The organism is Brevibacillus sp. M2.1A (genome assembly GCF_013284355.2).
In the GTDB taxonomy this organism is placed as follows: Bacteria; Bacillota; Bacilli; order Brevibacillales; family Brevibacillaceae; genus Brevibacillus.
Map to the genome: position 1 here is coordinate 4,270,612 of NZ_JABSUY020000001.1, position 26,829 is coordinate 4,297,440.

A 26,829-nucleotide genomic window follows, 5' to 3' on the forward strand; every position below is an offset into this window, starting at 1 on the left:
GTTGCTTATAAGAACGAAAACAGATGATTGCTCATTCTATTTTCGAAGCAACTCTGCTGTAATGCGAGCCGCCAGATTATCTGGTTCTTTCTGTTTCTTGTCGTCATTGGCGATCGCTGAGAGAGTTTGTGCCCGTTTATCCGCAGGCAAGTCTTTCATTAAGGCAATAGCTTGACCTCTGTTAGTATCCATGAGTGAACGAATGATAGCAGCAGCATCCGCAGGCGGCAATTGAGTAAATGTCTTCATTAGTTCCTCGTTCGACTCAGACCCCTCACGCGTATTGCTCAACGCCTTAGTCAGAACATCAACTCGTTGTTGCAGAGCAGCAATGTCATCATCTTTGTTCACAACTGAATCTTTTAACAAGATGGAAATATCGGCAGCTTTCTTTGGTTCCATCTTGGCCAAAATGTCTGCCTGTTGTGCAGGCTTCATTTTCGTCATGACGGCAACTGACTCTTGCAGTTTTAAATTTTCAATGATGGCCGCAGCATTCTTTGGAGACATGGTTGTGTACACTTTCGCCAAATCTGTAAACTGCTTCTGACGCTCTTCCTCAGTTGCACGCTTGTCTTCCATTGCCTTGTTTACATCATCGATTTGTTTTTCCAGTGCCGCAATCGTGGCATCTTTCTTTGCTGACTCTTCTTTTAAAGTGGTAATCTGCTGCTGGTTTTTTGCTTGATCTTGCTGTAGGGTTGCCACTTGTTTGTCCATGTCAGGTTGTTCTTCTGAGCCGGGAGTTGCTGCATAGTCGTCCGGGACTAATTTTTCCACGTACGGTATGGAGTTAGCCCAGTGGAGAACAGTCCCTAACACGTTTACTCCGAGCAAGCTCAGGAGCACACCGCCAAGGAGGCTGGCAAACAGAGCAGGAATGACAATCATATAAAAGAACCATTCCCACCTGCCGTATTCCCGTTCTTCTTGGATTTCTTCCATTTGGAACCTCCCTCAGTAGCTTCGGCGAAGATAGAGCTGCGTACCGATCTCATCCAACTCTTTTTGCTCTCTTTGCTTCTGGTCGTCCAGAAATTGGTGGAGCGACTTTTCCCGAAGGCGTTGCCATAGTTGGGACTCTTTCATACGTTCCGTCAATCGTGACTGACAGCGTTCCACATCCTGTTCACAACCATGCAAGGTACGTTGCTGATTCTGAATGGATTTCGCAACAGATTGCTGATATTGCGTAATGGAAATGAGCTGCGCAGCACTGCATGTCTGCATCTGTACTTCCTGGAGCTTCATCGTCATCTCGTCATGATGCTCAGTTAGTTGAGAAAGCTTCCACTCTTCTTCGTTTTTACGCTGGATGGACTTTCCGAAAGCCCACTCTGCTTGTTCTTTTTCTTTTTCCTTTAAATCAAGAACCTTTTGGAGATGAAACTGAAACACACGCACGTTAGTTCACTCCTCCGAAATGAGCTGTCAACGCTTGGATAGCACCCTGCAAAGTAGACGGTTCATGCGTTCCTTGTGCCGTAAAACCAGAAATGATATCACGATAGCGAATGGCTGCATCGATTTCCCGATTGCTTCCCGGCTTGTACGCCCCAATGTTTATGAGGTCCTCCGCTTCACGATACGTAGCCAAATGTTTTTTCAGCTGACGAGCAGCATCCAAATGGTTACTATCGACGATTTCATTCATGACACGACTTACACTCGCCATCACATCAATGGCAGGAAAATGACCTTTGTGAGCAATTTTCCGGTCAAGAACGATGTGACCGTCCAAAATCCCCCGCGCCGCATCCGCAATCGGATCGTTCATGTCGTCAGAGTCAACCAATACGGTATAAAATGCCGTAATACTTCCCTTATCCGCTGTTCCTGCACGCTCCATCAGCTTTGGCAGCATCGCAAACACCGATGGCGTATAACCACGCGTAGCCGGAGGTTCACCGATTGCCAAGCCCACTTCACGTTGTGCCATGGCAAAGCGCGTGACAGAATCCATCATGAGCATGACATTCATTCCACGATCGCGGAAATATTCCGCTATGGAAGTCGCAATCATCGCTCCCTTGATTCGAATCATGGCAGGTTGATCGGAAGTAGCTACGACAACAACAGACCGCTTTAGTCCTTCTTCCCCAAGATCGCGCTCGATAAACTCCATGACTTCACGGCCACGTTCTCCAATGAGACCAATCACATTGATATCTGCCGTCGTATTTCGGGCAATCATTCCCATCAATGTACTTTTCCCTACCCCCGATCCAGCGAAAATGCCGACCCGCTGACCTTTCCCGATGGTAAGGAGTCCGTCTATCGCTCTCACTCCCACACTCAATGGTTCTTGAATGCGCGGTCGAAGGATAGGATTTGGCGGCATATTGTTGGTAGGATAGGACGTCAGTCCAAATGGCAGTGAACCTTGATAGGGCCGCCCAAGGCCATCGAGGATCGAACCCAATATTTCAGGTCCAACTTTTACATCTAGCGACCGTCCTGTCGCGACGACGTCACAACCTGGACCAATTTCGGTCAATTCGCCTAATGGCATTAACAGCACTTTATTTTCGCGAAATCCAACCACTTCTGCGATGATCGGTTCCTTTGTGTTAGCCGGATATAGATGGCATATCTCGCCTAATTTCACTTCTGGCCCTTGCGACTCAATGGTGAGTCCAACGACCTGTGTCACTTTGCCATTCACCCGCATCGGATCTAAGCCATGCAGCATGTGCTTGTACTTCGAGAGATCTAGGATGCTCATGGAGCCTCACTTCCTCTGGCAATCGTAAGCAGTGCCTGCTTAATCTCCTCCATTTGTGTATCGATGCGGGCATCGACACTTCCCAAAGCGGTACGGATGACACATCCACCGTCTTGTACTGTATAGTCAGGGTAAATGGAGAGCTCTGCTTGTCCATCTAATAATTCCAGAAAACCAGCACGATGCTCGAGCACATAATCGAAGTACTTATGGTTGACGCACACTGTAATCTCGCCATGAACCCGGGAGCGGCGGAGTGCTTTTTTGGTCATTTCCAGGACCTGCTCGGGATGCTGTTGCAATTCCTGTCCGATGATTTTTTTGGCAATTTCTATGCTGAGTTCCACTAGAAAGGGCTCCGCCTCAGCGATAATTTGTTTTTTCTCGGCAAACGCTTGTTCCAGAATGGTTTTTGCTTGGCTGAGTGTATCTGTTTGCTCCTCGTACGCCTCACGTTTACCCGCTTCGAAACCGGCCTCTTGCCCTTCCGTCATAGCCTGCTCCTGCACTTGCTGAAAAAGTTGAGCGGCTTCCTGACGCTTTTGTTCCCACCATTCTTCCATCTGAGCAAGCGTCTCTTGTCTTACCTGCTCTGCTTGCTCCGCAGCTTGCTGCAAGATGTTTTGTGCGGTTTCTTCTGCATCTGAGATGATCGTTTTCGCCTCGATCTCAGCTTGATTAAAAATTTCTTGGTTTTCTTGCAACCTTTCGGCAACTTCCTCCGTCTTAAGTGGTACAGGCGTTACCGAGAGAAGAAAAGATTCCTCAGAAGGCCGATAATTGGCGCTTTTGATGATCCTAGACAATGATATCATCTCCTCCACCGCGGGCGATGATGATCTCACCAGCCTCCTCTAAGCGACGGATAATTGCAACGATACGAGATTGTGCCTCTTCGACGTCGCGAAGGCGAACTGGGCCCATAAACTCCATTTCTTCTTTGAAGGTATCCGCCATCCGCTTGGACATGTTCCGGAAAATAACTTCCCGAACTTCTTCACTGGATACCTTGAGGGAAAGTTGCAGATCGGCATTTTCCACGTCGCGGATAACGCGCTGAATCGAACGGTTGTCGAGTGTAGCAATATCCTCGAAGACGAACATACGCTTCTTGATTTCTTCTGCCAACTCTGGATCTTGAATTTCGAGGGAATCCAGAATCGTGCGTTCGGTTCCACGATCGACACCGTTGAGTACAGCCACGATCGCTTCGATCCCGCCTGCCTGCGTGTAATCTTGGGTAACAGTGGCAGAGAGCTTTTGCTCCAATACCTGTTCTACTTGGGCGATTACTTCCGGTGAAGTACTGTCCATAGTCGCAATACGTTTTGCAACCTCCGCTTGACGTTCTTGTGGAAGTGCCGACAGGATCATGGCAGCTTGTTGAGCCTCCAGATAAGAAAGCACCAGGGCTATCGTCTGCGGATGCTCATTTTGGATAAAGTTTAGGATTTGACCTGGGTCAGCCTTTCTAGCAAAGTCAAACGGTCGAACTTGAAGGTTTGCCGTCAAGCGATTGATAATATCCATCGCTTTGGTCTCACCCAAAGCTTTTTGCAAGATTTCTTTGGCGTATGTAATCCCGCCTTGTGCAATTACCTCTTTGGCAACTGCTATCTGGTGAAATTCAGATAAAATTTTATCTTTTTCATCCGTATCCACTTTTCGCACATTGGCGATTTCTAATGTCAGTTGCTCGATCTCATCCTCACGCAAATGCTTGAACACTTGGGCAGAAACTTCCGGCCCGAGTGAGATGAGGAGGATAGCTGCTTTTTGTCGTCCTGACAACTCTTTAGCGCCGCGAGCCATACCATTCACTCCTTAATCTTCTGCTAACCATGTACGAAGCAGAACAACAAACTCATCTGGTTTGCTTCGCGCCAATTTTTCAAGTTGCTTTCTGACCACTACCTGGTCTCCATCTTCTTGGTAAATCAAGTCTGGTATTTCGGCCGCGTTTAACGGTGTCAGCAAGTCTGGCAATTCCTCTTCTTCTTGTTGTTGCTTCGCTTGACTGCGTCTGCGATAAACGAGGAAGGCAACAGCAGCAAGTGCCAAGACTGCAATACCACCAACTGTCCAAAGAACAGCAGGACTTAGTGCACTGGAATCCTCAATCTCAGCTTTTCCTGAGAACTGACGAGGGAGTACAGAAATATGCTTGTCCAACTCAGTATCCGTCAAATCAGAAGCCTGCTCACTTAATGTGACACGAACAACATTGCGCAACACTTGTTTAATGCTCTCGAGTGTAGCAGCATCCAGTGTTCCACCAGCTGGCGGTTCTACCCCAACGTTGATTGTGATGTCTTCGATCTTGTACGGGCTTGATGTAACATTTCGTGTGATGCGATTTACTTCACGGTTAATCGTATCATTCAACTCTTCGTATTGACTGTTACTTCCTTGTGGGTTAGCTCCCGGGTAGTTCGGAACTGCATTGTTATTGGTTCCTGCAATTCCCCCTGGAGGTTGACCTTGTCCAGAAAAGGCTTTTGATAATTTTTGAGAAGAAATGATAAGTCCTTCGTTATTCTCTTTGTCAGGTGCTTCGACGATGTTCTCTACGCGATTTTCTTTGTCAAAGTTCATTTTGATGAACGTATGTACGATGACTTTATCGCGTCCCATGATTGTACCCAACAAGTTGTACAGGTTTTGTTGAATTTTCTTTTCAACATCTGCTTTGATTGTTTCCTGTTGCTTAAAGCTACTCAATGTTCCTTCGTTTTCATTGCCTTCGGAACGTTCCAGTGGATTGGAATACTGGTCTGTAATCGCAATCGCTTCCATCGGCAATTTGGGAACGCTTCGGGAAACAAGCAGATAAAGCGAGTTAATTTGCTTTTGATCAAGCGTTGTTCCAGGTTCTACATCGACGATAACGGAAGCCGTCGCTGTATCCGGAGTCTCCGTTACCCAAACGCTTTCCTGCGGCAACGTAATCATCACTTGTGCGGAGCGTACACCTTTTACACGTTCCAGCATCTTGCGTAGCTCTTGTTGTAAAGCCTCTTTCTTCATGACATCAAATTGGCGATCTGTAACTCCTAGAGTACTGGAGAATATTTCCGCATTAATTCCTGCTTGGCTCGGAATACCTTGTGCAGCCAAATCGACAATGACATCTTGTGCCATTTTTTCTGGAACCTCGATACTTGTACCATTCCCCGTGATACGGTATGGGATTTGTGAAGCTTCCAACTCTTGCTTGATAGTCCCGATTTCCTGTTCACTTAATCTTTGGTTGTAAAGTGGTTTGTACACCGGCTGAGAAGCGATGTATATGTATAGACCTAGAGAAATCAAGAGGAAGAGCGAAATACCGAGAATCATCCATTTTTGTTTCTTGGAAAATTGGTTCCATTTTGACGTAATCTGGTCTTTGTATACTGCTAAACGTTCGTTCATGTTTCACCTCTCAAAGGATACCAACAACGATCAAATCGACATGCGCATGATTTCTTGATAAGACTCAATCATCTTGTTCCTGACCTGCATGGTCATTTGTAGCATCACGGAAGCTTTTTGACCTGCAACAGTCAATTGGTGCAAGTCGGTAATTTCTCCCGCTGCAAACCTGTCGGCAAGATTCGACGATTCTACTTGCGCCTGATTCACTTTATTCATGGCATCCGATAGAAACGATGAGAATTCTTGGGAAACTTCAGCTGGGGTTGGCTTGTTCACACTCGGTGTACGAATTGGCGTTAGTTGGGAGATTGCACTCATTTCCATTCCTTACTGTCACCCGCCTTACTTGATTTCCAATGCTTTTAGCATCATCGATTTGGAAGCATTCAATGCTGTCACGTTGGCTTCGTATGATCTTGATGCGGAGATCATGTCCACCATCTCTTTCATCGGGTCGACATTCGGCATCAAGAGATACCCGTCTTGATCTGCATCTGGATGAGATGGATCAAATACTCGCTTAAACGGAGTATTGTCTTCTTGAATCGCTGTGACCTTCACACCTTGTCCACCCCGACTTCCTGAGACCGTCCCTACCGCAGCTTGCAGGAAGTTATCAAATGTTCCATTTGTTTGAGGTGACAACTCCACCATTTTCCTCCTGTATGGCTGCCAGGCGCCATCTACGAAGTTCGCTCGAGTGGTTTCCGCATTCGCAATATTGGAAGCAATCGTATCCAATCGCAAGCGGTTAGCTGTTAAGGCAGAAGCACTTGTGTTAATTCCCTGAAACAAGCTCATCTTTATTTACCTCCACCCTCAATTACACTGCGTAGTTTTTGAAAATGTCCTGCTGTCAATTGCGTTAAACCGCTGTACCAAATTTGGTTTTTGGCCAATTCTGTTGTTTCTGATTCCAAGTCAACATCATTGCCACTGTTCTGAATGAAGTTATTCGGATTGGACACAACCTGTGGGACTGCAACACCTGCATTTCCAAACGGGAGGTGTCTTTGATTGGTCCGATACGCTTCTAACTTGCCATTTCCCGCTCTTGCGTTCAACTCATCTTGCAAAAAGCTCTCGAAGATGACTTGTTGACTTTTGAATTGAGGGGTGTCTATGTTGGCAAGGTTGTTTGCGATCGTTCTATGTCGCAATGTTGCAGCGTCCAGTGATCTCTCCAAGACCTGCAGATGGTAACTATCCAGCATTTTTCCTTCTCCCCCAATATGAGTCAATTCTTTTCCCTAAAACCACCTATATTTCCTGTATTTTCGACACCCTAATACGATTCAATCATAGCAAAATCAATTTGGACAAAAAAGCCCCTTTTCATGACGTTTTTCAAAATGATTCAATGGGACTAAATCCCTTATCTTTCCTGTTTTTTTACTGCATTTTACAAGGAAACCATATTCAAACCATTGCAAATGTCGAGGCATGCATAAAAAATCAATATATATTTTATGGTAATAATGTGTCGTTTTTTACTACAACTAGGACCAAAGTCCCATGAGAAAAGGTGCAGCAACTTGAGTTGCTACACCTTTTTGTTTACTTTCTTGTAACTTTTGACAAGGTAAATTACGAAGTTTTGAGCTTCTCAAGCTCAGGCAACAGCTTTTCATTCAGCACTTTAATGAAGGTACCTTTCATCCCCAGGGAACGGGATTCGATAACACCCGCACTCTCCAGCTTACGGAGCGCGTTTACAATAACAGAGCGAGTAATTCCTACGCGATCCGCGATTTTGGAGGCTACGAGCAAGCCTTCTTTGCCTTCGAGTTCTTCAAAAATATGTTCAACTGCTTCCAACTCACTATAGGAGAGGGAACCAATTGCCATTTGTACAACCGCTTTGCTGCGTGCTTCTTCTTCGATTGCTTCAGAACGCTCACGCAAGATTTCCATGCCTACTACCGTTGCCCCTACTTCTGCAAGAATCAGGTCGTCATCGACAAATTGATCGTTAATACGACCCAAAATCAACGTACCGAGACGATCTCCTCCACCCATAATTGGAACAAGCGTCGTCCAACCTGTGCGGAATACTTCTTTCATTTCAACAGGGAAAATCGTGTATGGGCTATCTACATCCAGGTTCGCAGATGTTTCGTCTACTTTTAGCAACCCCATGCTGTATTCTTCTGGAAAACGGCGCTCTTCCAGCATTTTGCGCATACGGCTGTTATCCATTTCTTGATGAATCGCAAAGCCGAGAAGTTTTCCTTTGCGGCTTACCACATAAGTGTTTGCTTCAATCACGTCACTCAAAACTTGGGACATTTCATTGAAGTTCACGGCATGACCCGCGGATTTTTGCAACATGCGGTTAATTCTTCTTGTTTTTGACAGTAGATCCATCTGTATTTCCTCCTAATTATATGTGCTGCCTATCCAATGTTTATAAAATATATTGACTCAAGTCTTTGTTCCCCGCGATTGTACCTAATTTCTGATTAACGTAATCGGGGGTAATCTGTACAACTTCTAGGTGAATTTCTGGGGCTTCAAAAGAGAGATCCTCCAGTAGCTTCTCCAATATGGTGTGCAATCGTCTAGCACCAATGTTATCTGTGCTCTGATTGACCTCAGCAGCGAGGCGAGCGAGTTCCTGAATGGCTTCCGGGGTAAAGTCAACACGCACACCTTCTGTTTCCAATAGGGCCACGTACTGCTTAAGCAACGCATTTTTAGGCTCTGTCAGAATTCGGACAAAATCTTCAACGCGCAAGCTAGTCAACTCCACCCGAATCGGAAAACGACCTTGCAATTCAGGAATTAAATCTGATGGTTTTGCCATGTGAAAAGCACCAGCTGCAATAAACAGAACATAATCTGTTTTGACAGGACCATACTTGGTCATGACGGTTGAGCCTTCCACAATCGGTAAAATATCACGCTGGACCCCTTCACGGGATACATCCGGGCCACGCCCATCCTTACCCGCAATCTTATCAATTTCGTCAATGAAGATAATCCCGTGTTGTTCAGCTCGACGAATTGACTCCTGCGTGACTTCGTCCATATCCACCAGTTTTTGCGCTTCCTGCTGAATTAATACCTTTCGCGCATCTTTTATTCGCAATTTTCGTTTCTTCATCCGCTTAGGCATCAGGCTACCGAGCATATCTTGCATTTGCATCCCCATTTGTTCTGTACCCGGAACCTGGAACATGTCAAACATCGAAGGTGATTGATCTTCGACTTCAATCTCAATCATTTGCTCTTCTAACTGACCATTCGTCAATTGCCACATGACTTGCCGGCGTTGCTGCTGAATCGACACTTCTTCTTGATCAGAGGTATCCTGCTGCTGTTGCTGCTGTCCACCGAAGAACATCTCCAACGGATTTTTGAATGAGTTCGCCTGCTTGCGAGATGGAACAAGTACGTTCACAATCGCTTCATTAGCAAGCTTCTCGGCTTTCTCTTTCACCGACTCTACTTTTTCTTGTTTGACCGTACGGATAGAAGCTTCCACCAGATCACGAACCATCGATTCTACGTCTCGTCCTACATAACCGACTTCCGTAAACTTCGTTGCTTCTACTTTAATAAAAGGAGCACCAGTCAGTTTTGCAATCCGACGTGCAATTTCCGTTTTTCCAACACCAGTAGGTCCGATCATCAAGATGTTTTTTGGAACAACCTCTTCAATCATTTGCTCTGGCAAACGACTGCGACGATAGCGGTTGCGAAGCGCCACAGCAATGGCTTTCTTGGCTTGTGCCTGCCCGACAATGTATTTATCCAAATGCTCTACGATCTTACGCGGGGTTAATTGCTCAAGATTCAGCACAGTAGGTTCCTCCCTTTCGCTCAATTCAACTCATCCACAACAAGATTGTTGTTTGTGAACACGCAAATTTCAGCAGCGGTACGAAGCGATGCTTCCGCAATTTCACGTGCGCCGAGGTGAGGCGCATATGTTTTCAATGCACGACCTGCTGCAAGGGCAAAGCTACCGCCAGAACCAATTGCAAGAATCCCGTCATCAGGCTCGATGATTTCACCATTTCCGGAAATAAGCAGCAAATGCTCCTTATTGGCAACAATCATCATTGCTTCCAAACGACGCAAAATTTTATCCATGCGCCACTCTTTCGCCAGCTCTACAGCAGCTCGCTGCAGATTGCCGTGGTACTCCTCCAGCTTTCCTTCAAACTTCTCAAAAAGCGTAATGGCATCAGCAACAGAGCCAGCGAATCCTGCTAAAACTTCGCCGCGATACAGACGTCTTACTTTTTTGGCACCGTGCTTCATTACCATGCTGTTGCCAAAAGTAACCTGACCATCTCCGGCCATCGCTACAGACCCATTGTGCTGTACAGCAAATATGGTTGTTGCGTGAAACTGTTCCATCACTGATTCCTCCCGTTATGTCCGATTGGCGGAACCTGTATTGCCCGGGTTTGCTCGTGGGTGAGCGGTGTCATATACATGCCGAAGTCGCTCTTTGGTCACATGCGTGTACACCTGTGTCGTCGATACATTAACGTGTCCCAATAATTCTTGCACGGTACGCAGATCAGCACCGCCATTCAACATATGGGTCGCAAACGTATGACGAAAGGTATGTGGTGAAACCCGCAATTGAAGAGCGTACGTTTCTACGTATTTGTCTACAATCCGCCGAACACTGCGGTCGGATAACGGTTCTCCCCGATAGTTAACCAGCAAATTGCCGTGTTCTACTTTTCCAGCCAACAGTTTTTCTCTTCCATATTCTAGGTATTGCCGAAGAACGTCGCAGGCATAACTTCCAACCGGCACATATCGTTCTTTCGCTCCTTTTCCATAAACCAAGGCGACTCCCATGCTCGGATTCACATCACTCACAGATAAAGTGGTGAGCTCCGTAACGCGCATGCCGCTAGCATACAACAGTTCAAAAATCAGCCGATCACGAATTCCCAATGGAGTGGTTGTATCAGGCAGATCGAAAAAAGCTTGAACTTCTTGCGGATATAAAAAGGAAGGAAGTTTCTTCTCCATTTTGGGAGTGGAGACTAGTTGAAATGGGTTCTGTTCCAGTTGACCTTCACGCAACAGAAATCGGTACAAGCTACGCAAGCTGGATAGCTTGCGGGCAATACTTCGCCGGGAAAGCCCCCTGCCAGCCAATTGCGCGAGAAAGGAGCGACCATGCAAATAAGAAACAGCAGCAAATACGGTGATTTGGTGCTGTTCCATAAAGGAGACAAATTCGCTGATATCTGCCACATACTGCTTCACCGTATGAGGAGAGGCGTTTTTTTCAACTCGCAAATAGCGGGTAAACATCTCAATATCCGCAGAATTTTGTTGCGAAATGTCCATACGGGATGCACCCTCCTCGAAGCACCTATATAGTAACACAGACGAAAATCGGATATCAATGTTAATTGTGTCGTTCTTGTGTAAAATTCTGAATTGTATCTAGCGCCCGCTCAGCGAGCTTTTCATTTTTCAACCGCTTGTCTCGGATTCGTTCTGGCCATTCCGGTACAAGCCCGAAGTTTGCGTTCATCGGTTGGAAATGCTTTGGATCTGCCGTTGTAATATAACGAGCCATACTACCCATAATTGTTTCTGGTGGGAGCTCGATTAATTCTTCCCCTTTTGCGAGTCGTGCTGCATTTATCCCCGCAAGCAAACCAGATGCTGCTGACTCTACATATCCTTCGACACCAGTCATTTGACCAGCAAAGAAAAGTGTTTCCCGGTCTTTATACTGATACGTAGGCTTCAACAGTTTTGGCGAGTTGATAAAGGTGTTGCGATGCATCACACCATAACGAACGATTTCGCAGTTTTCCAACCCAGGAATGAGTGAAAAGACTCTTTTTTGATCCGGCCATTTCAGATGGGTCTGGAAACCTACGATGTTATACAATGTGGCAGCACTATTGTCCTGACGAAGTTGTACAACAGCATAAGACTTTTTGCCCGTCCGCGGATCAACCAAACCTACTGGCTTCATGGGACCAAATGTCATGGTCTTGTGACCACGCTTTGCCAATACTTCAATCGGCATGCAGCCTTCGAAGAAGATTTCCTTTTCAAATTCCTTCAATGGAACTGTTTCCGCAGAGATCAGCGCATCATAGAAACGATTGAACTCCTCTTCAGTCATCGGGCAGTTCAGATAAGCTGCTTCACCCTTATCATATCTGGAGGCAACGAATACCTTGTTCATATCAATCGAGTCTTTTTCGATAATGGGCGCTGCTGCATCATAGAAGTACAGATACTCTTCACCCGTCAGCTCTTTTAACTTTGTAGACAAAGCTGGAGAAGTAAGTGGCCCCGTCGCAATTACGACAATCCCATCCGGAATTTCGGTAATTTCATCCGAAATGACCTCAACCAATGGATGATTTCGAACGGCATCTGTAACATGAGCCGCGAACTCGTGTCTGTCTACGGCAAGCGCGCCTCCAGCTGGAACCGCGCAACGATCTGCCGCATCGATAATGACAGAGTTCAGTCGACGCATTTCTTCTTTTAATACACCCACTGCATTCGTTAACGTGTTAGCACGCAATGAATTACTGCATACCAACTCTGCAAATTTATCGGTATGGTGTGCAGGCGTTTGTGTCTTCGGTCTCATCTCATACAGCTTTACTTTTACACCCGCCTGCGCGATTTGCCATGCTGCCTCACTACCAGCGAGACCAGCGCCCACTACTGTAATTGTTGGTTGTGACATGCTGTTAATCCTCCAAACTACAAAATCGAATCAGGCTGTCTAGGAGTCTGCTTCTTCTTGATAATCACACTTGGTGCAAACAATGCTAACTCCTTGCTTTTTGCGCTTTTTCTCCACGAGCATGCTGGAGCATTTTGGACAAGGTCTGGCAATCGGTTTGTCCCACGATACAAAATCGCATTCCGGATATTGATTGCAGCCGTAAAAAATACGACTCTTCTTAGATTTACGTTCAATAATCTCTCCGGTTTCACACTGCGGACATTTTACGCCGATTTCTTTTACAATCGGCTTCGTATTACGGCAATCCGGGAATCCGGAACAAGCTAAAAACTTGCCAAATCGACCAAGCTTATAAACCATCACACGGCCGCAAAGCTCACATGATTCATCCGATTCTTCGACTTTCAGCTCTACTTCTTTCATTTCTTCTTCTGCAACAACTACGCGCTTTGCAAAGTCTTGATAAAAATTGTCCAGCACTTGCACCCAATTGGTGGTTCCTGCTTCGATGTTATCCAAGCCCGATTCCATATGGGCAGTGAATTCTACGTTGAGAATTTCCGGGAAGAACTCTTCGACAAGCGTGATCACAATCTCGCCCAACTCGGTCGGGACAAACCTTTTCTCCTCTAATGACACGTAGCCACGCTTTTGAATGGTTTCTAATGTAGGCGCATAGGTAGACGGGCGTCCAATCCCCATCTCTTCCATCGTTTTAAGCATGCGTGCTTCGGAGAATCGAGGTGGTGGCTGTGTAAAGTGCTGACTCGGCTCGATTTCTTTTTGTTCCAGGATTTGTCCTTCTTCAATAGGTGGAAGAAAGCTCTCTTCTTCTGCACCATCATCGTTTCCTTCAATATATACCTTCATAAATCCAGGGAACTTCACTTTTGATCCTGTTGCTCTGAAGGTAACTCCACCTGCGTCAATATCTACGCTCATCGTATCAAGAACAGCAGATGACATTTGACTGGCAAGGAAACGCTCCCAGATTAATCGATACAAGCGCAACTGATCTCTCGACAAGTATTCCTTGATTTCATCCGGTGTACGCATCACACCTGTTGGACGAATCGCTTCGTGAGCATCTTGAGCATTCTCGTTTTTCACTTGATTGCGTGGCTCAGTTAACACATAGTCTGGACCATATTTCTCAAGTATGTATTCCCTTGCCTCGTTCTGCGCCGTTACAGATAGGCGAGTAGAGTCTGTACGCATATAGGTGATCAAACCAACTGCGCCTTCTTTATTGCCAACGTCGATCCCCTCATAGAGCTCTTGAGCAATCCGCATGGTCTTAGACGTGCGGAAGTTCAGCTTACGCGCTGCCTCTTGCTGTAAAGAGCTCGTGATAAAAGGAGGTGCAGGGTTGCGCTTACGCTCACGTTTCGTTACCTTTTGTACCACGTATGGTTTGTTCTTCATTCGTTTTAATACCGCTGCTACATCATCTTCCGAATGAAGCTCCACCTTTTCATCGCCATAACCATAGAATTTCGCGTTAATTTCTTTACCGTCGCTAATCAATGTACTTGCAATCGTCCAATACTCTTCCGGGATAAACTCTTGGATCTCACGCTCACGATCCATGATAAGCTTTACCGCAACAGATTGTACACGTCCGGCACTCAAGCCTTTTCGAACCTTTTTCCATAAAATTGGACTGATATTGTACCCCACGAGTCTGTCGAGAATGCGACGTGCCTGTTGAGCATTTACCAAGTCCATATTTATGTGTCGTGGATGCTTGAACGCTTCTTTGATAGCATCTTTGGTAATCTCATTAAACACCACACGAAGTGGCTGATTCAAATCGAGCCCCAAGTATTGTGCCAAATGCCAAGCAATTGCCTCCCCTTCGCGATCCGGGTCGGCTGCGAGATATACTTTTTTTACTTTTTTAGCGGCATCTTTTAAGCCCTTCAATACATCGCCTTTGCCGCGAATGGTTATGTATTTGGGTTCAAAATTATGTTCAACGTCTACACCCATTTGACTTTTCGGCAAATCGCGCACATGCCCGATAGACGCTTTCACGATATATTTACTACCCAGGTATTTTCCAATGGTTTTGGCCTTCGTAGGGGATTCTACGATTACTAGCGTATCAGCCATTTTTTTCCTCCCCTTTTAGTAAGGAATCTTCCCTATTATTAAATACCCTCATCCGGTTTGTCAAACACTTGTGCCTCTAGGCATTGCCAAAAAGCTAGCGGATATGCTATCGCCGTGCAAAATAACCGCCAGGAAGTGCCACTATGGCTCCTTTTGCTTCCAAACGAATGACCAGCTGATGGAGCATCCTGCGTTGGTCTTTTTCTAAGCTGCTCATTAACTCATCCAGATGAATCCCATCATAGGTTACGGCTTCCACAATCGCTTTTTCTTCATTAGATAAGGGAACATCATCGGTTGCCTTGCTTTTTTCCACCTGCTGCATCTTCTCTGCTTCGGGAAGATGATGCTTGATTTCCTCCCATATATCGCTACTGCACGTTACTAACTTTGCTCCTTGTTTGATCAAGTTATGCGGCCCCGCACTCATCAATGAAAAAATCGGTCCAGGAATTGCAAAAACTTCCTTGCCCTGCTCAAGTGCACAGTCTGCCGTAATCAACGATCCGCTTTTTTCTGCTGCTTCCACCACTAATACACCGATAGAAAGTCCACTTATGATTCGATTTCTCTCTGGAAATAATCCAGAAACAGGTGGAATATGAGGAGGATATTCGCTGAGGAGTAGGCCAAAAGATTCAATTTCACGATAAAGCTCTCGATGTCGAGAAGGATAAACATGATTCATTCCGCAACCGAGTACGCCTATAGTCTTACCGCCTGCTTTCAAGGTTGCTTGGTGAGCCTCTGCATCAATTCCATATGCTACCCCAGAGACAATGACAAGACCTGCTTGTACCAGCTCTCGGACAAAAAAGCTACAGCTCGCTCTTCCATATGGTGTCGGTTTGCGCGAACCAACGACGCCAATCGACAATTTATCCAATAATGTGTGATCGCCACGATAAAACAACGTCAACGGAGAATCGGGAATATTGCGGAGCGAAACAGGATAAGCATCGTCCAAAGGACATAAAAAGCGCGTTCCCTCTTCCTCACGCTTTTCCAATAATGCCATAGCTGAAGCTTCATTGCTTTGCTTGTCAACATGCCCAGTGATCAAAGGAGTCAATCTGAGCTCACGAGCCAGTTCCTGCCAATTTTCGATGGCAATCTGAAAAGAACCTGTGATTTCAAACATCTCTCGGATTTTCTTTCTTCCCAAACCCGAGATCATCGTTAACACATACAACCAGTCTCTCTCGTCGAGCTTCGCCTTTTCCACACCAAAATCCTCCTTCATCCCGACCACAATTGTCACAGCGGACAGCATTTGAAAGTTATTCTATCGAAAGAAAGAGGCTGCTTCAAAAATAAAAAAGTGGACAAGCCTAAGCCTGTCCACTTCTGTCTTATCTGATTACTTGCCCATTACTTTCTCGAGCATACCGCGCTCTTTCAGCAATTCAACAAGTGTTTCACCGATAACAGCAGGTGTTTTCGCTACGCGAATACCGCATTCTTCGAGCTTCGCGATTTTCTCAGCAGCTGTACCTTTACCGCCAGAGATGATCGCACCAGCGTGGCCCATACGTTTTCCTTCAGGAGCAGTTTGTCCGCCGATGAAGCCTACAACTGGTTTTTTCATGTTAGCAGCGATCCACTCTGCTGCTTCCTCTTCCGCAGTACCACCGATTTCACCCAGCATGATAACTGCTTCAGTGTCTGGATCTTCGTTGAACATTTTCAGTACATCGATGAACTCCATACCTTTTACTGGGTCTCCACCGATACCTACAGCTGTGGATTGACCAAGGCCGCGAGTAGAAGTTTGGTGAACTGCTTCATAAGTCAAGGTACCGGAGCGAGAAACGATACCCACTTTACCTGGAACGTGGATGTAACCAGGCATGATACCGATTTTGCACTCACCTGGAGTGATTACGCCAGGGCAGTTAGGACCTACGAGAAGGGTTTTCTTGCCTTCCATGTAACGCTTAACTTTCACCATGTCCAGAACTGGGATACCTTCTGTAATGCAGATTACCAGATCCAGTTCAGCGTCAACTGCTTCCATGATCGCGTCAGCAGCGAAAGGAGGAGCAACGTAGATAACGGATGCAGTTGCACCAGTTGCTTCAACCGCTTCTTTAACTGTGTTGAAAATTGGAATACCGTCAACTTCGGTTCCACCTTTACCAGGTGTTACACCGCCCACCATTTGTGTACCGTATTCAACGGCTCCGCGAGTGTGGAACAGACCAGTTGCACCCGTAATCCCTTGCGTAATTACTTTTGTATTTTTATTAACGAGAATACTCATCGCGTAATTTTCCCACCTTTTTTTACGTATCTACTCGAAATATCTTACTTCACCAAGGATACGATTTTTTCAGCGCCATCCGCCATAGATTCTGCAGCTACGATGTTCAAACCGGACTCATTGAGGATTTTCTTACCCAAATCTACGTTTGTACCTTCGAGACGTACAACGAGAGGTTTGTCCAATTTGATTTGTTTTGCTGCATTCACTACGCCGTTTGCGATAACGTCGCATTTCATAATGCCGCCGAAAATGTTGACGAAAATACCTTTTACTTTTTCGTCACGGAGAATAATTTTAAACGCTTCCGTTACTTTCTCTTCAGTAGCTCCGCCACCAACGTCAAGGAAGTTAGCTGGGTCTCCACCGTAGAATTTCACGATGTCCATTGTTGCCATCGCCAGACCTGCACCGTTTACCATGCAACCGATGTTACCATCAAGTGCGATGTAGGACAGATCGAACTTGGAAGCTTCGATTTCTTTCTCATCTTCTTCATCCAGATCGCGCAGAGCTACGATGTCAGGGTGACGATAGAGAGCGTTGCTGTCGAAGTTCAGTTTCGCATCCAGTGCCATTACTTCACCGTCGCCAGTAACAACCAGTGGGTTGATTTCAGCGATAGAAGCATCTTTATCAACAAAAGCTTGGTACAAGCTCATCATGAACTTGGCAGCTTTGTTAATCAATTCTTTTGGAATGTTGATTGCGTAAGCCAGGCGACGAGCTTGGAAGCCATTCAGACCTGTTACTGGATCAACTACTTCTTTGAAGATTTTTTCTGGAGTGTTTGCTGCTACTTCCTCGATGTCCATACCGCCCTCTTCGGAAGCCATCATTACAACACTTCCAGTAGCACGGTCAACAACTACACCAACGTAGTATTCTTTCTTGATGTCGCAGCCTTGCTCGATCAGAAGGCGCTTAACTTCTTTACCTTCTGGACCTGTTTGATGAGTAACCAGTACTTTGCCAAGAATTTCGCTGGCATATGTACGAACTTCATCAAGATTTTTTGCAACCTTTACACCGCCAGCCTTACCACGGCCACCAGCGTGAATTTGCGCTTTTACTACGTTTACTTGGGTGCCCAGTTCTTTTGCTGCTTCTACAGCTTCTTCCACTGTGAAAGCTACGCGTCCTTCAGGAACTTTTACACCGTACTGCTTAAGTATCTCTTTACCTTGATACTCATGAATGTTCATTCTCCATCCTCCTATGGCAGATAAAGATCGGCAGGCTTTTAGACCGGTTCAAAGACGTCTGTCTTTTTCCGGTCATAACCTCCACTATCAGTGCAACGTAACTATTCTACGACAAAAACTGCAAAAGTGGTAGTAATATGTTCTTTTTATCGTGACCAGAAATGCGAAACTTCATGAGGAAATCCCTCATTTTCGTAGAGATTGAAACAATTTCCACACGTTTTCAGCGAGTTCATCCTGAATATACCAAGTTTGGTCATACTTAAAGTAACGTGGATATACTTCCATTCTCTGATCGATATCATTCACCAAAAAATGAAGTTCGTATTGTTTTTGTCCCGGATTTTTGGGTGGAACATTTAGTGGATCGGCATTTTTTAGCAATCGGACAGATTGATGGGCAATTCCTTGCTCGATTGTCGTTTGGGTGACATCCAACTTTGTGTCTTGGACATTCATTTCGCCATTTGCTGTGACGCGAATCCGTGTAGATTTAAATAACGGGTCAATCTTGTCGTCCTTACGATTGCTTGGCGGCATCCATTCCGTTAACCGCGAAAAGAGACTACCTTCCACGTGAAAGAAAAACGTTTCTCTCCCAAAAGGAACCGCAATCAGCGTCGGCGTTAAAATGGCCACTTCAACTGGCCTGTCAGCAGAATTCATTCTCATCTGATAGTTCGGGTAGAGTGGATACTGCTTGCTGCGCGTGTCCACCTCCGGGACTGCCGATCCCATTACTTTCCTGATGTATTCTGCTTCTGATTCGTTCAACACGCGCGCCTGCCCAAGGTCCTCTGCCGATAAACGCACGCTCTGAATTTTTTGTGAGAGCACTCCTTTTCCAGTTAACTTGTTTACCCACTGATAAAAATAGCTGGCCCCCGCTCCACGATACGTGTGTCCCCCAAACTCACTTGCCGACTCACCCACTGTCACGACGAGTGGCGCCTGCTGTGTTCGATAAAGGACGAGCGTGAAACGTACATCTTCTTGCTTTAAAGCCTCCGATGATACTTGTAAATCTTGTCCTTGTCCGGACAGTTCTTGCAAAAACAAGCCCAAGTCCAATAATACTTCCTGTCCATCCGTTGACATCACCGTTACTTTTTCAACCGCACCAAGCTCTTTCTCGATATGATCTTTCATGTCGTCAGAAACCTTGCCTGACTGTGCACAGCCAGTGACGAACAAACTACTCACCATCATAACCAGTAGACACGTACGTAAAGACGCTATCACGCAGTAACCCTCCTCGTGTATTCCTGTAAGATAACGCTACAGAAGTCCCAATCGACGGCTGATCTCACTGCCTAGCTTTCGTTTCACGTAAATTTCACCAATTTGGTGCGGATCTTTCACGATAACGGAGCGATTGTTCGTACGAATCACCACATACTTTTCATTGTTTTTGTCCAAACCACAGATCAAATCAGACGAGGCTTCGACAAAGATAGCTACCACTGTTTTCCCATCTATTTTTTTTAACGAAATTTTTGGAAATGGGGTCACAAACGGTGACGTCTTATCTTGGATGTATTGCGTAATGGCCAGGATGTATTTGTCCGGGTCTCCGTACTGCTCGATCTCATGATCAATCCCGCACACTGTCCCCTCATCTGTAATGCCTAAAAATAAATTTCCGTTGTTTGAATTCGCAAACGCCACAATAGACTTAATAATCCCCGTCTTTGAATAAAGAAAGTCGCGTTTGAATTCAATCATGTCGTTCTCACCAAGTTTTGTTGCTGTTACAGGATCGTCAATTCGGCCTAAATAGCGAAAACGACTGATGGCGCCTAAGCGATAGACATATTCTTCAAATATATCAGCAGGTAGGGAAAGGTCTTCTATGCTTGCATCTGTGTTTTGCCACAATTTATATGTTTGCGGAGCAAAGCACATGTCAAACAATACGTTTCCACCGAGCGAGCGTATGTTCATACCAATGGAAGCAGGCATAGTCTTCCCCGGCTGATATGGGGCATCTGTTTCCACTTCCAATACTCCTGAATGAATTAAATAATCGAAATAATGACGCGGTAATTGTACATGATGCTTTAATAACTGACGTTCTGGCTTGGGTCGTCTGATTTCTTGATAAAAATCAAAACGCACAGATTGTTCTTCCAGTTGGCTTACCATCGCAATCAATGAACAAATATGGCGCATGTTTCCCCTCGTTTTGTGTTAGAGTAGGTGTCATTGTTTGGTCATATTTTAACGCAACCTTTTAAGAATTGACTAGTTTTTTCGTTATTTTCGTGATTGATAGTGATGCAAGATTGTTTGCAATTTAAACGAAAGTCCCATTTCTCCGCTAATTTTTAGCTTACCCGTTACAAAAGCAACGGTGGGATTCAAGCGTCCCTCTACGAGCTTAACAAAATCTTGGTCAGACAACTCCAGTTTGCAGCCCGCTTCCCTTGTCACACCCATTGAATAGTCCGCTTGATTATCGGATAAAACCACCTCGTAGGTGCCACCCTCTTCTCCACTTAGGACAAAATGGTACACAGCATGTAATCCAATGATCCCTTGTGGTTGGGCGTTTATTCTATTCGATAAATCCTGAAGAGTTTTTTGTACCTGCATGCTCACTGCTCCTTGCTTGCTATGTATGTGGACCGCTTTTCTGTAAAAAAAGAAAGCCGGGTGTTTACCGGCTTACTTTACACGGACAGCTGTGCCTGTGGCAATAACCATCATCATACCTTCCCGCAATGTTTCGAAGTCGAGATCAACCCCAATCACTGCGTTTGCACCCAATGCCCGTGCTTTTTCTTTCATTTCACGCAAGGCCAGTTCACGCCCTTCTGAGAGCTTGCTCTCATACGAGCCACTTCTGCCTCCGATGATGTCCGTAATTCCTGCAAGAAAGTCACGGACTACGTTTGCGCCCATGATTACCTCTCCGCTGACGATATCCAAATACTCCACCACTTCTTTTCCTTGGATCATGCTGGTAGTAGTTACGATCATGTCATTTCCTCCTCATATCGATCTTTTCACAATATATATTACGTACCATAAAATAATCGGTTGCAAAGAAGGATCTAAACCTGTCCAAAAGTGTATGCGCATTGCTAACAAACTATACTTTTCCTATCCTACTGTGGAAGTAATTGTTTTGGATAATTTGGCAGCTGAGGAGCCTAAACTTGCTTCAGCGATTAATTCCCGCCAAGATTTATCGAAAAAGTCTGGGGTTTGAAACCCGTTTACATGGCCAACAGCTGCAGATACAAAGATATCCAGAACATTTGTTGGACGTGTAATAAGCGAAATGTATTCCTGAATCTGTTCATCGGAAATCGTAGAGATCAAAACAAACTCGTCCCCTGCATAACGACATAAGTAATCCCCCTGTTCTTCAGCCAGAGAAGAAAGAACCGATGAATAGGTGCGGATGACATCATCCCCGAATGGATGGCCATGCAGCTTATTAATTCGGCCAAAGTCGTTCAAATCGATAAAAAGCAAATGGAAAGGTTTACGCTCCTTTAAAAAATTTTCCCCAATAAACTGAATGTAGGGAGCGCGATACAAACCCGATAATGGGTCTCGATATTCTGCTATTTTCATCTCTACGATTTCTTTTGTGATGAATCCGATTAGTTGATCCTCTTCCTTGATCAAAGCCAGACCACTTTGTTCTTGATGAAGCGCGTGATAAGCCTCCCAAACATTGTGGTTGGCAGATAGGTAGAACGGGTGACTGCTCATGGCATCGGCAACGATTCGGTTTGGATGAGCGGACAGCACGTCTCTCGTCGTAACCATTCCCAGCACCTCTCCGTGATCCATGACAACTAACGAATCAACATGAGATTCGTTCATTCGCTCCGCCGCATAAGAGACACTTTTGTCAGAGGTGATGGTACAAATCGTCGTCGTCATGATGTCGGAGATGTTCATAATAGATCCACCTCTCGTTGGACAGACAGTGCTATTTTCAATTCAGATCGCAGAACCATAGAGTCGCTAATCATACGCTCTGCCTCTTCCAGAATAATTTTCATCAATAATTTTTCATCAATCATTTGCAAAAGAGTATTTCTTAACAAGACTGCCTCAATCTTCGGATGATTCATCTTTAGTAATGTAAATTGCTCTGGAGAAAGTGCATCCGCCATTCTCCTTACAGCCTCAGGACCAATTGGTGCTTTCCGTCCGATGATCAACAAATCCTGCATCGGAGGGACTTCAAACTCGGATATTTTTAAGGAAAGCGTTGCTTTCCGAGAATATACGTTGTTATCACTAGCCATAAAAATTCCTCCAATTCTGCATTGCCTTCTTATTCGTCCGGCAAACTGCCTGGTTTACCAAACAAGTATCCCTGGCCGATTGCAACGCCCAATAAAGAAGCACAAGCAAAATCCTCTTCTTCTTCAACTCCTTCGAGAATGAGTTGAGGTGCATCTTTGCAAAAATCGACAAACAGTTTTACAGTCTTTTGCTTTTCTATTGAACTCGAGAGCTTTTGCGAAAAAAAACGATCAATCTTGATGTAATCTGGCGAGATATCTTCAATTTTACTGAATATGTTTGCGCCATCTCCGACATCATCCAACGCAATTAAGAAACCCAGCTTTTTCAATTCAGCTATGCGTCGCGTAAAAATGGGTTCGCTCCAGCATTCCCCTTCCATAATCGATTCGTTGATCTCCAATACGATTTGGGTTAAATAGGGACGGAAGGTACGAGCGATCTTTTGAATGAACCCAGGAAATGTGTCTTCTATTATGGTAGAAGGAAAAATATTCACAAATAAAAGCTCGTTTTTGTGTTCAGTCGACGAATGAAAAAAAGTCAAGAGCGCATAATGCAGGGAATGGGAGTCGAGTTCTGGCAGCATTTTGTTTTCCTTCGCCAAAGAAAACAATGCCTCTGGATGGATCCCCGCTTTACTGCGAAGTAATACTTCATACCCTATCCTACTTTTCTCAGGAAGTTGACATATTGGCTGAAATGCGTGGTAGTATTCTTTTTTCTTAAATAATTCTGCAATGCTCTCCATCAATTTTCCTTTCCCTTTCCTAGCAAGTATGAACACAAAGAAAAAGCTTCTTCCATGCGAGATATTCTGAACCATGGAAGTGCCGGGAAATGTACCTACATGCACGAGCAAAAGAAATTCTACTCTCTGTGGATATTTCTAGTCATAACAATAACTAGGTAATAAAGATTACAAATATCAGCAGACATTTCGACAATTTATGTCTTTGTCCCTACTTATTCGCCAGCATCTTGCATATTCCTTTCCAGATCATACTAATTGTTTCAAATTAATTAGGAACATTGTATGTACAATGCCTATTTTCTATCGTTATATTTCCGTAAAATGATAGATGTATCAAGTAATTCCACAACTTGTAAACTGTTCTGAATCGCGTTACGCGTTATATAAATAAAAAATTAAAATTTTACTGCTTGTTCCGTCGTTAGCAGCTATAGAGCTTTTTTCATATCGTATGAAAAATGGGTATCGTCCTCATCCAAAGGGAGGAAGGTAGGCAGTGGTCAAGATTTCAACGTTTACACTGCAAGTGCAGGAAGGCCACTTGTTCACGATTACGCTAGCGGCAAATCCCTCAACCGGTTACCAGTGGGACTTGTCTAATCCAGTGGATGCTCGCTTTTTATCGTTGCATGCGAATCATTTTGTTCCCCCATCTTCGCCTGCTCGTATTGGGCAAGAGGGGCATCAGGTGATATCTTTTCAAGCTTTGCGGCGTGGAATGACGTCGATATCAGTGAAGTATTGTCGGCCTTGGGATAGTGGTGAATGCGGGGAGTTTGCGTTTTATGTAGTTACGATTGTGTAGGGTTATGTTTCAAAATTACTTACTGTTACTGAATTGAAAGTGAAGCGGTTAGTCTGTATGTGTTAGGTTTTCATTTATGAGGCACATACAGACTAAACGATTCTGTTCTAAAACTTGACTATTTACATTTGGACAGGCGTTGACATCTTTGCAGACGTGACCATGCAGCAAAGCAAACTGTGTGCATCAAAGGCAAAATAGTCGAGGAACAAAGAAGGAGCATGATCTGGATACTGATTTAAACTGCATATATTGATAATCATCCAGCGGGATATGGTATAATTTGGATGAGGTGAATAATATGGGATTCATTGTTTTAACTGCTTTGTACCTTAACCCTATTCTGGCTATTTTGTTCTTTGTTAACTTTACATTTATTATGAAGAAAATTGTCAATAACAAGGATTATAGGCGAAATGCCGTTATTGGATCATTGCTGATCGTATGGATCTTTTTTTCTTATGGATTGCTCGCTATCGCAAGGTAGTTACTGCTAAAGGAATTGGATTTTCCATTCTATCTAGCATTTTAAAATCCCTCACGTTTAAAAAAGTAGCCCTCGATCCAAGGCTCTGTAGCCAATTGCTTCTGCTACATGTGCAGCATCTCTTGTCCTTCCTTATCTAGTAGGGCAAATTGACGGAGCTCTTCACCATTCATCACACTTATAAAAGGACATCCCGGAGGATAGTGGTATCTTTCGCATTGGACAGCCCTCGCTTGTCCTACTCGCTGCTGAATGTCTTTTGAGGACTCCTCTGCTTTTCTTTGTGAAGAAGTTGAACGGGTACTTTCGGCACCTCGATGTGCAGATCGATGCGGTCTAGCAAAGGACCTGAGAGTTTTGAGCGGTATTTGTAGATTTGTTGAGGAAAGCATGGGCAGGTTTGCTTCTCTCGAGTACCGAAGAATCCAGAAGGACAAGGTTGAAGATAACACCCTTGAAATATCACTCAAAAAGGAAAACTATTCTCCCCTTTTATGGACATGAAAGATGATAGTCCTGGTGGCCGTCTTAGAGCAGCACGTACAGCAAAACAGATGTACTTGGTCGATCTTGAATCAACTTTAAGGGAACGTATTATTAAAGCGCGCTTGTACAATGGGTACACAAAGAGAGAATTTGCTGCGCTTTTAGGAATAAGTGAGCGCACTCTATACGAATGGGAACATGGGCGCAGGATCCCACCCGAAGAACAAAGAGTCATTATCGAGAGATAGAGTCTGTAAAATATTCTGTGTAAACTCTCAACCTCTAAACTACAATTAGTCTTAGAAAGGTTGGGAGATTTTTATGATGTCAAAAGAGCAGATCAAGCAGTGGATCAAGGAGAAAAACATGAAGTCTGTGGACGATGTTCAGTCAGCCTTGAAGGATTTGTTTGCTGAAACGATCCAAGAAATGCTCGAAGCTGAGATGGAGTCCTCACTTGGATATGCCAAGCATGACATGAAAAACAAGCGAACAACCAATAGCCGCAACGGTTATAGCAAAAAAACGGTTCGCTCCGAGTATGGCGAAGTCGATATTCAAATTCCTCGTGATCGTGAGGGAGAATTTGAGCCTGCCATCGTAAGGAAGCACCAGTCCAATGTAACAGGGATCGAAGATCAAATCCTCGCGCTGTATGCAAAAGGCGTATCCACACGTGATATTCAAGATCATCTACAGCAGCTCTATGGCATCGAAGTCTCACCAACACTCATTTCTAATGTCACGAACAAAATCGTTCCACTGATTAAAGAGTGGCAAAATCGCCCCTTGCAATCGGTATATGCCGTTGTTTTCTTAGACGCTATTCACTTTAAAGTAAAACAGGACGGGGCTATCGTCAACAAGGCTGCCTATATGGTCATTGGCATTGACCTTGACGGTCATAAAGATGTCCTTGGTATCTGGGTTGGCGAGAATGAGTCGGCTAAATTCTGGCTACATGTACTCAATGAACTGAAAAACCGTGGAGTCCAGGATATTCTCATTACTAGCGTCGATAACCTCCGAGGCTTTACGGAGGCTATTTCAGCATGTTATCCAAAGACAGAGATTCAGAAGTGTGTCATCCATCAAATACGTAACTCTATTAAATATGTTTCCTATAAGGATTTAAAGAGAGTGACAGCTGAATTAAAGCCTATTTACAAGGCTCCAACGGAGCAAGCTGCACTGGAAGAATTCGATCAGTTTGAGCAAACTTGGGGGAGTAAATATCCCTTAATGGTACGCTCCTGGCGTTCCAACTGGGAGGAGATTGCGACCTTCTTTAAATATCCTCCAGAGATTCGAAAGCTGATCTATACAACTAATGTTATTGAAAGTTACCATCGTCAACTTCGAAAAGTAACGAAGGGAAGAGCTATATTTCCGACAGACGATGCCCTTCTAAAGATGTTATATCTCGTAACCATGGATGTCTTACGAAAATGGACGGGAAGGGTCCACAATTGGGGACAGATTCTCATGCAGCTATCTGTTTTCTTTGAGGATCGCGTACGGCCACACATCCGTTAACAAGTAAAAGAAAGGCTTCATCCCCGAAGGGATTGTCTTTTTCTACACCCACGTGTCAAGG

At 44.8% G+C, this 26,829-nt stretch carries 30 protein-coding genes; 3 read left to right on the top strand and 27 right to left on the bottom strand.

Annotation, left to right across the window (positions count from 1 at the left end):
* Positions 1 to 36: 36 nt before the first annotated feature.
* The 25 genes from HP567_RS20405 to HP567_RS20525 form a co-directional block, all read right to left on the bottom strand.
* On the bottom strand, positions 37 to 945 hold the full coding sequence (locus HP567_RS20405; protein ID WP_173608016.1) for a MotE family protein: 909 nt from the start codon (positions 943 to 945) through the stop codon (positions 37 to 39).
* 12 nt (positions 946 to 957) lie between these two features.
* Positions 958 to 1,404, bottom strand: coding sequence for a flagellar export protein FliJ (gene fliJ / locus HP567_RS20410; protein WP_173608017.1), 447 nt, complete (start codon positions 1,402 to 1,404; stop codon positions 958 to 960).
* Between the two features lies 1 nt (position 1,405).
* Positions 1,406 to 2,725 (bottom strand): flagellar protein export ATPase FliI, encoded by a 1,320-nt coding sequence (fliI, locus tag HP567_RS20415; RefSeq protein ID WP_173608018.1) that lies wholly within the window; start codon positions 2,723 to 2,725, stop codon positions 1,406 to 1,408.
* Positions 2,722 to 3,540: a flagellar assembly protein FliH gene (gene fliH / locus HP567_RS20420; RefSeq protein ID WP_173608019.1), complete on the bottom strand. Its 819-nt coding sequence runs from the start codon at positions 3,538 to 3,540 to the stop codon at positions 2,722 to 2,724. The genes fliI and fliH overlap by 4 nt, the downstream gene beginning before the upstream one ends.
* Complete coding sequence (gene fliG / locus HP567_RS20425; protein ID WP_007719331.1) at positions 3,524 to 4,537, bottom strand: flagellar motor switch protein FliG; 1,014 nt, start codon at positions 4,535 to 4,537, stop codon at positions 3,524 to 3,526. The genes fliH and fliG overlap by 17 nt, the downstream gene beginning before the upstream one ends.
* Before the next feature lie 12 nt (positions 4,538 to 4,549).
* Positions 4,550 to 6,139: a flagellar basal-body MS-ring/collar protein FliF gene (fliF, locus tag HP567_RS20430; RefSeq protein WP_173608020.1), complete on the bottom strand. Its 1,590-nt coding sequence runs from the start codon at positions 6,137 to 6,139 to the stop codon at positions 4,550 to 4,552.
* Positions 6,140 to 6,169: 30 nt separating this feature from the next.
* The gene (gene fliE / locus HP567_RS20435) at positions 6,170 to 6,466 is read right to left on the bottom strand and encodes a flagellar hook-basal body complex protein FliE (protein WP_088908111.1); all 297 of its coding nucleotides are present in this window, start codon (positions 6,464 to 6,466) and stop codon (positions 6,170 to 6,172) included.
* Between the two features lie 18 nt (positions 6,467 to 6,484).
* Entirely contained in the window at positions 6,485 to 6,943 is a 459-nt protein-coding gene (flgC, locus tag HP567_RS20440) for a flagellar basal body rod protein FlgC (RefSeq protein ID WP_106653452.1), read from the bottom strand.
* A 2-nt stretch (positions 6,944 to 6,945) separates the two neighbouring features.
* Positions 6,946 to 7,356 (bottom strand): flagellar basal body rod protein FlgB, encoded by a 411-nt coding sequence (gene flgB, locus HP567_RS20445; RefSeq protein ID WP_173608021.1) that lies wholly within the window; start codon positions 7,354 to 7,356, stop codon positions 6,946 to 6,948.
* A gap of 373 nt (positions 7,357 to 7,729) precedes the next feature.
* Complete coding sequence (gene codY, locus HP567_RS20450) at positions 7,730 to 8,509, bottom strand: GTP-sensing pleiotropic transcriptional regulator CodY (protein WP_016743316.1); 780 nt, start codon at positions 8,507 to 8,509, stop codon at positions 7,730 to 7,732.
* Positions 8,510 to 8,549: 40 nt separating this feature from the next.
* A complete protein-coding gene (hslU, locus tag HP567_RS20455; RefSeq protein WP_304502563.1) occupies positions 8,550 to 9,947 on the bottom strand; it encodes an ATP-dependent protease ATPase subunit HslU in 1,398 nt (465 codons plus the stop codon).
* A gap of 20 nt (positions 9,948 to 9,967) precedes the next feature.
* Positions 9,968 to 10,510 carry an ATP-dependent protease subunit HslV gene (hslV, locus tag HP567_RS20460; RefSeq protein WP_015891764.1) on the bottom strand — a complete coding sequence of 181 codons (543 nt, stop codon included), beginning with the start codon at positions 10,508 to 10,510 and terminating at the stop codon, positions 9,968 to 9,970.
* A gap of 15 nt (positions 10,511 to 10,525) precedes the next feature.
* On the bottom strand, positions 10,526 to 11,467 hold the full coding sequence (gene xerC, locus HP567_RS20465; protein ID WP_173608022.1) for a tyrosine recombinase XerC: 942 nt from the start codon (positions 11,465 to 11,467) through the stop codon (positions 10,526 to 10,528).
* A 61-nt stretch (positions 11,468 to 11,528) separates the two neighbouring features.
* Positions 11,529 to 12,842: an FADH(2)-oxidizing methylenetetrahydrofolate--tRNA-(uracil(54)-C(5))-methyltransferase TrmFO gene (gene trmFO, locus HP567_RS20470; RefSeq protein ID WP_056488428.1), complete on the bottom strand. Its 1,314-nt coding sequence runs from the start codon at positions 12,840 to 12,842 to the stop codon at positions 11,529 to 11,531.
* A gap of 39 nt (positions 12,843 to 12,881) precedes the next feature.
* A complete protein-coding gene (topA, locus tag HP567_RS20475; RefSeq protein WP_173608023.1) occupies positions 12,882 to 14,960 on the bottom strand; it encodes a type I DNA topoisomerase in 2,079 nt (692 codons plus the stop codon).
* 106 nt (positions 14,961 to 15,066) lie between these two features.
* The gene (gene dprA / locus HP567_RS20480) at positions 15,067 to 16,185 is read right to left on the bottom strand and encodes a DNA-processing protein DprA (RefSeq protein WP_173608024.1); all 1,119 of its coding nucleotides are present in this window, start codon (positions 16,183 to 16,185) and stop codon (positions 15,067 to 15,069) included.
* Between the two features lie 135 nt (positions 16,186 to 16,320).
* Positions 16,321 to 17,223: a succinate--CoA ligase subunit alpha gene (gene sucD / locus HP567_RS20485; RefSeq protein ID WP_015891769.1), complete on the bottom strand. Its 903-nt coding sequence runs from the start codon at positions 17,221 to 17,223 to the stop codon at positions 16,321 to 16,323.
* Between the two features lie 44 nt (positions 17,224 to 17,267).
* Entirely contained in the window at positions 17,268 to 18,428 is a 1,161-nt protein-coding gene (gene sucC, locus HP567_RS20490; RefSeq protein ID WP_016743310.1) for an ADP-forming succinate--CoA ligase subunit beta, read from the bottom strand.
* 186 nt (positions 18,429 to 18,614) lie between these two features.
* Positions 18,615 to 19,670 (bottom strand): hypothetical protein, encoded by a 1,056-nt coding sequence (locus HP567_RS20495; protein WP_173608025.1) that lies wholly within the window; start codon positions 19,668 to 19,670, stop codon positions 18,615 to 18,617.
* A gap of 36 nt (positions 19,671 to 19,706) precedes the next feature.
* Positions 19,707 to 20,600: an AlbA family DNA-binding domain-containing protein gene (locus HP567_RS20500; protein WP_173608026.1), complete on the bottom strand. Its 894-nt coding sequence runs from the start codon at positions 20,598 to 20,600 to the stop codon at positions 19,707 to 19,709.
* Positions 20,601 to 20,684: 84 nt separating this feature from the next.
* A complete protein-coding gene (locus tag HP567_RS20505; RefSeq protein ID WP_173608027.1) occupies positions 20,685 to 21,023 on the bottom strand; it encodes an SCP2 sterol-binding domain-containing protein in 339 nt (112 codons plus the stop codon).
* Between the two features lie 72 nt (positions 21,024 to 21,095).
* The gene (locus HP567_RS20510; protein ID WP_173608028.1) at positions 21,096 to 21,410 is read right to left on the bottom strand and encodes a YbjQ family protein; all 315 of its coding nucleotides are present in this window, start codon (positions 21,408 to 21,410) and stop codon (positions 21,096 to 21,098) included.
* A gap of 123 nt (positions 21,411 to 21,533) precedes the next feature.
* Positions 21,534 to 22,346, bottom strand: a complete 813-nt coding sequence (locus HP567_RS20515) for a CBS domain-containing protein (protein WP_173608029.1) — start codon at positions 22,344 to 22,346, stop codon at positions 21,534 to 21,536.
* Positions 22,343 to 22,699, bottom strand: a complete 357-nt coding sequence (locus HP567_RS20520) for a hypothetical protein (RefSeq protein ID WP_017249346.1) — start codon at positions 22,697 to 22,699, stop codon at positions 22,343 to 22,345. Before HP567_RS20520 ends, HP567_RS20515 begins: the two co-directional genes overlap by 4 nt.
* 29 nt (positions 22,700 to 22,728) lie before the next feature.
* Positions 22,729 to 23,451, bottom strand: coding sequence for an EAL domain-containing protein (locus HP567_RS20525; RefSeq protein WP_173608030.1), 723 nt, complete (start codon positions 23,449 to 23,451; stop codon positions 22,729 to 22,731).
* Positions 23,452 to 23,950: 499 nt separating this feature from the next.
* On the opposite strand from HP567_RS20525, the gene HP567_RS20530 reads away from it, so the two are divergent.
* A complete protein-coding gene (locus HP567_RS20530) occupies positions 23,951 to 24,259 on the top strand; it encodes a protease inhibitor I42 family protein (protein WP_173608031.1) in 309 nt (102 codons plus the stop codon).
* 591 nt (positions 24,260 to 24,850) lie between these two features.
* Here HP567_RS20530 and HP567_RS20535 read toward each other — a convergent pair.
* Entirely contained in the window at positions 24,851 to 25,000 is a 150-nt protein-coding gene (locus HP567_RS20535; protein ID WP_229088237.1) for a hypothetical protein, read from the bottom strand.
* A complete protein-coding gene (locus HP567_RS20540) occupies positions 24,985 to 25,212 on the bottom strand; it encodes an ATP-binding protein (RefSeq protein WP_229088086.1) in 228 nt (75 codons plus the stop codon). The genes HP567_RS20535 and HP567_RS20540 overlap by 16 nt, the downstream gene beginning before the upstream one ends.
* A 34-nt stretch (positions 25,213 to 25,246) precedes the next feature.
* Between HP567_RS20540 and HP567_RS20545 the strand changes: the two genes are divergently transcribed.
* Positions 25,247 to 25,480, top strand: coding sequence for a helix-turn-helix domain-containing protein (locus HP567_RS20545; RefSeq protein ID WP_255675870.1), 234 nt, complete (start codon positions 25,247 to 25,249; stop codon positions 25,478 to 25,480).
* Between the two features lie 73 nt (positions 25,481 to 25,553).
* Complete coding sequence (locus tag HP567_RS20550) at positions 25,554 to 26,768, top strand: IS256 family transposase (RefSeq protein ID WP_173608033.1); 1,215 nt, start codon at positions 25,554 to 25,556, stop codon at positions 26,766 to 26,768.
* Positions 26,769 to 26,829 lie beyond the last annotated feature (61 nt).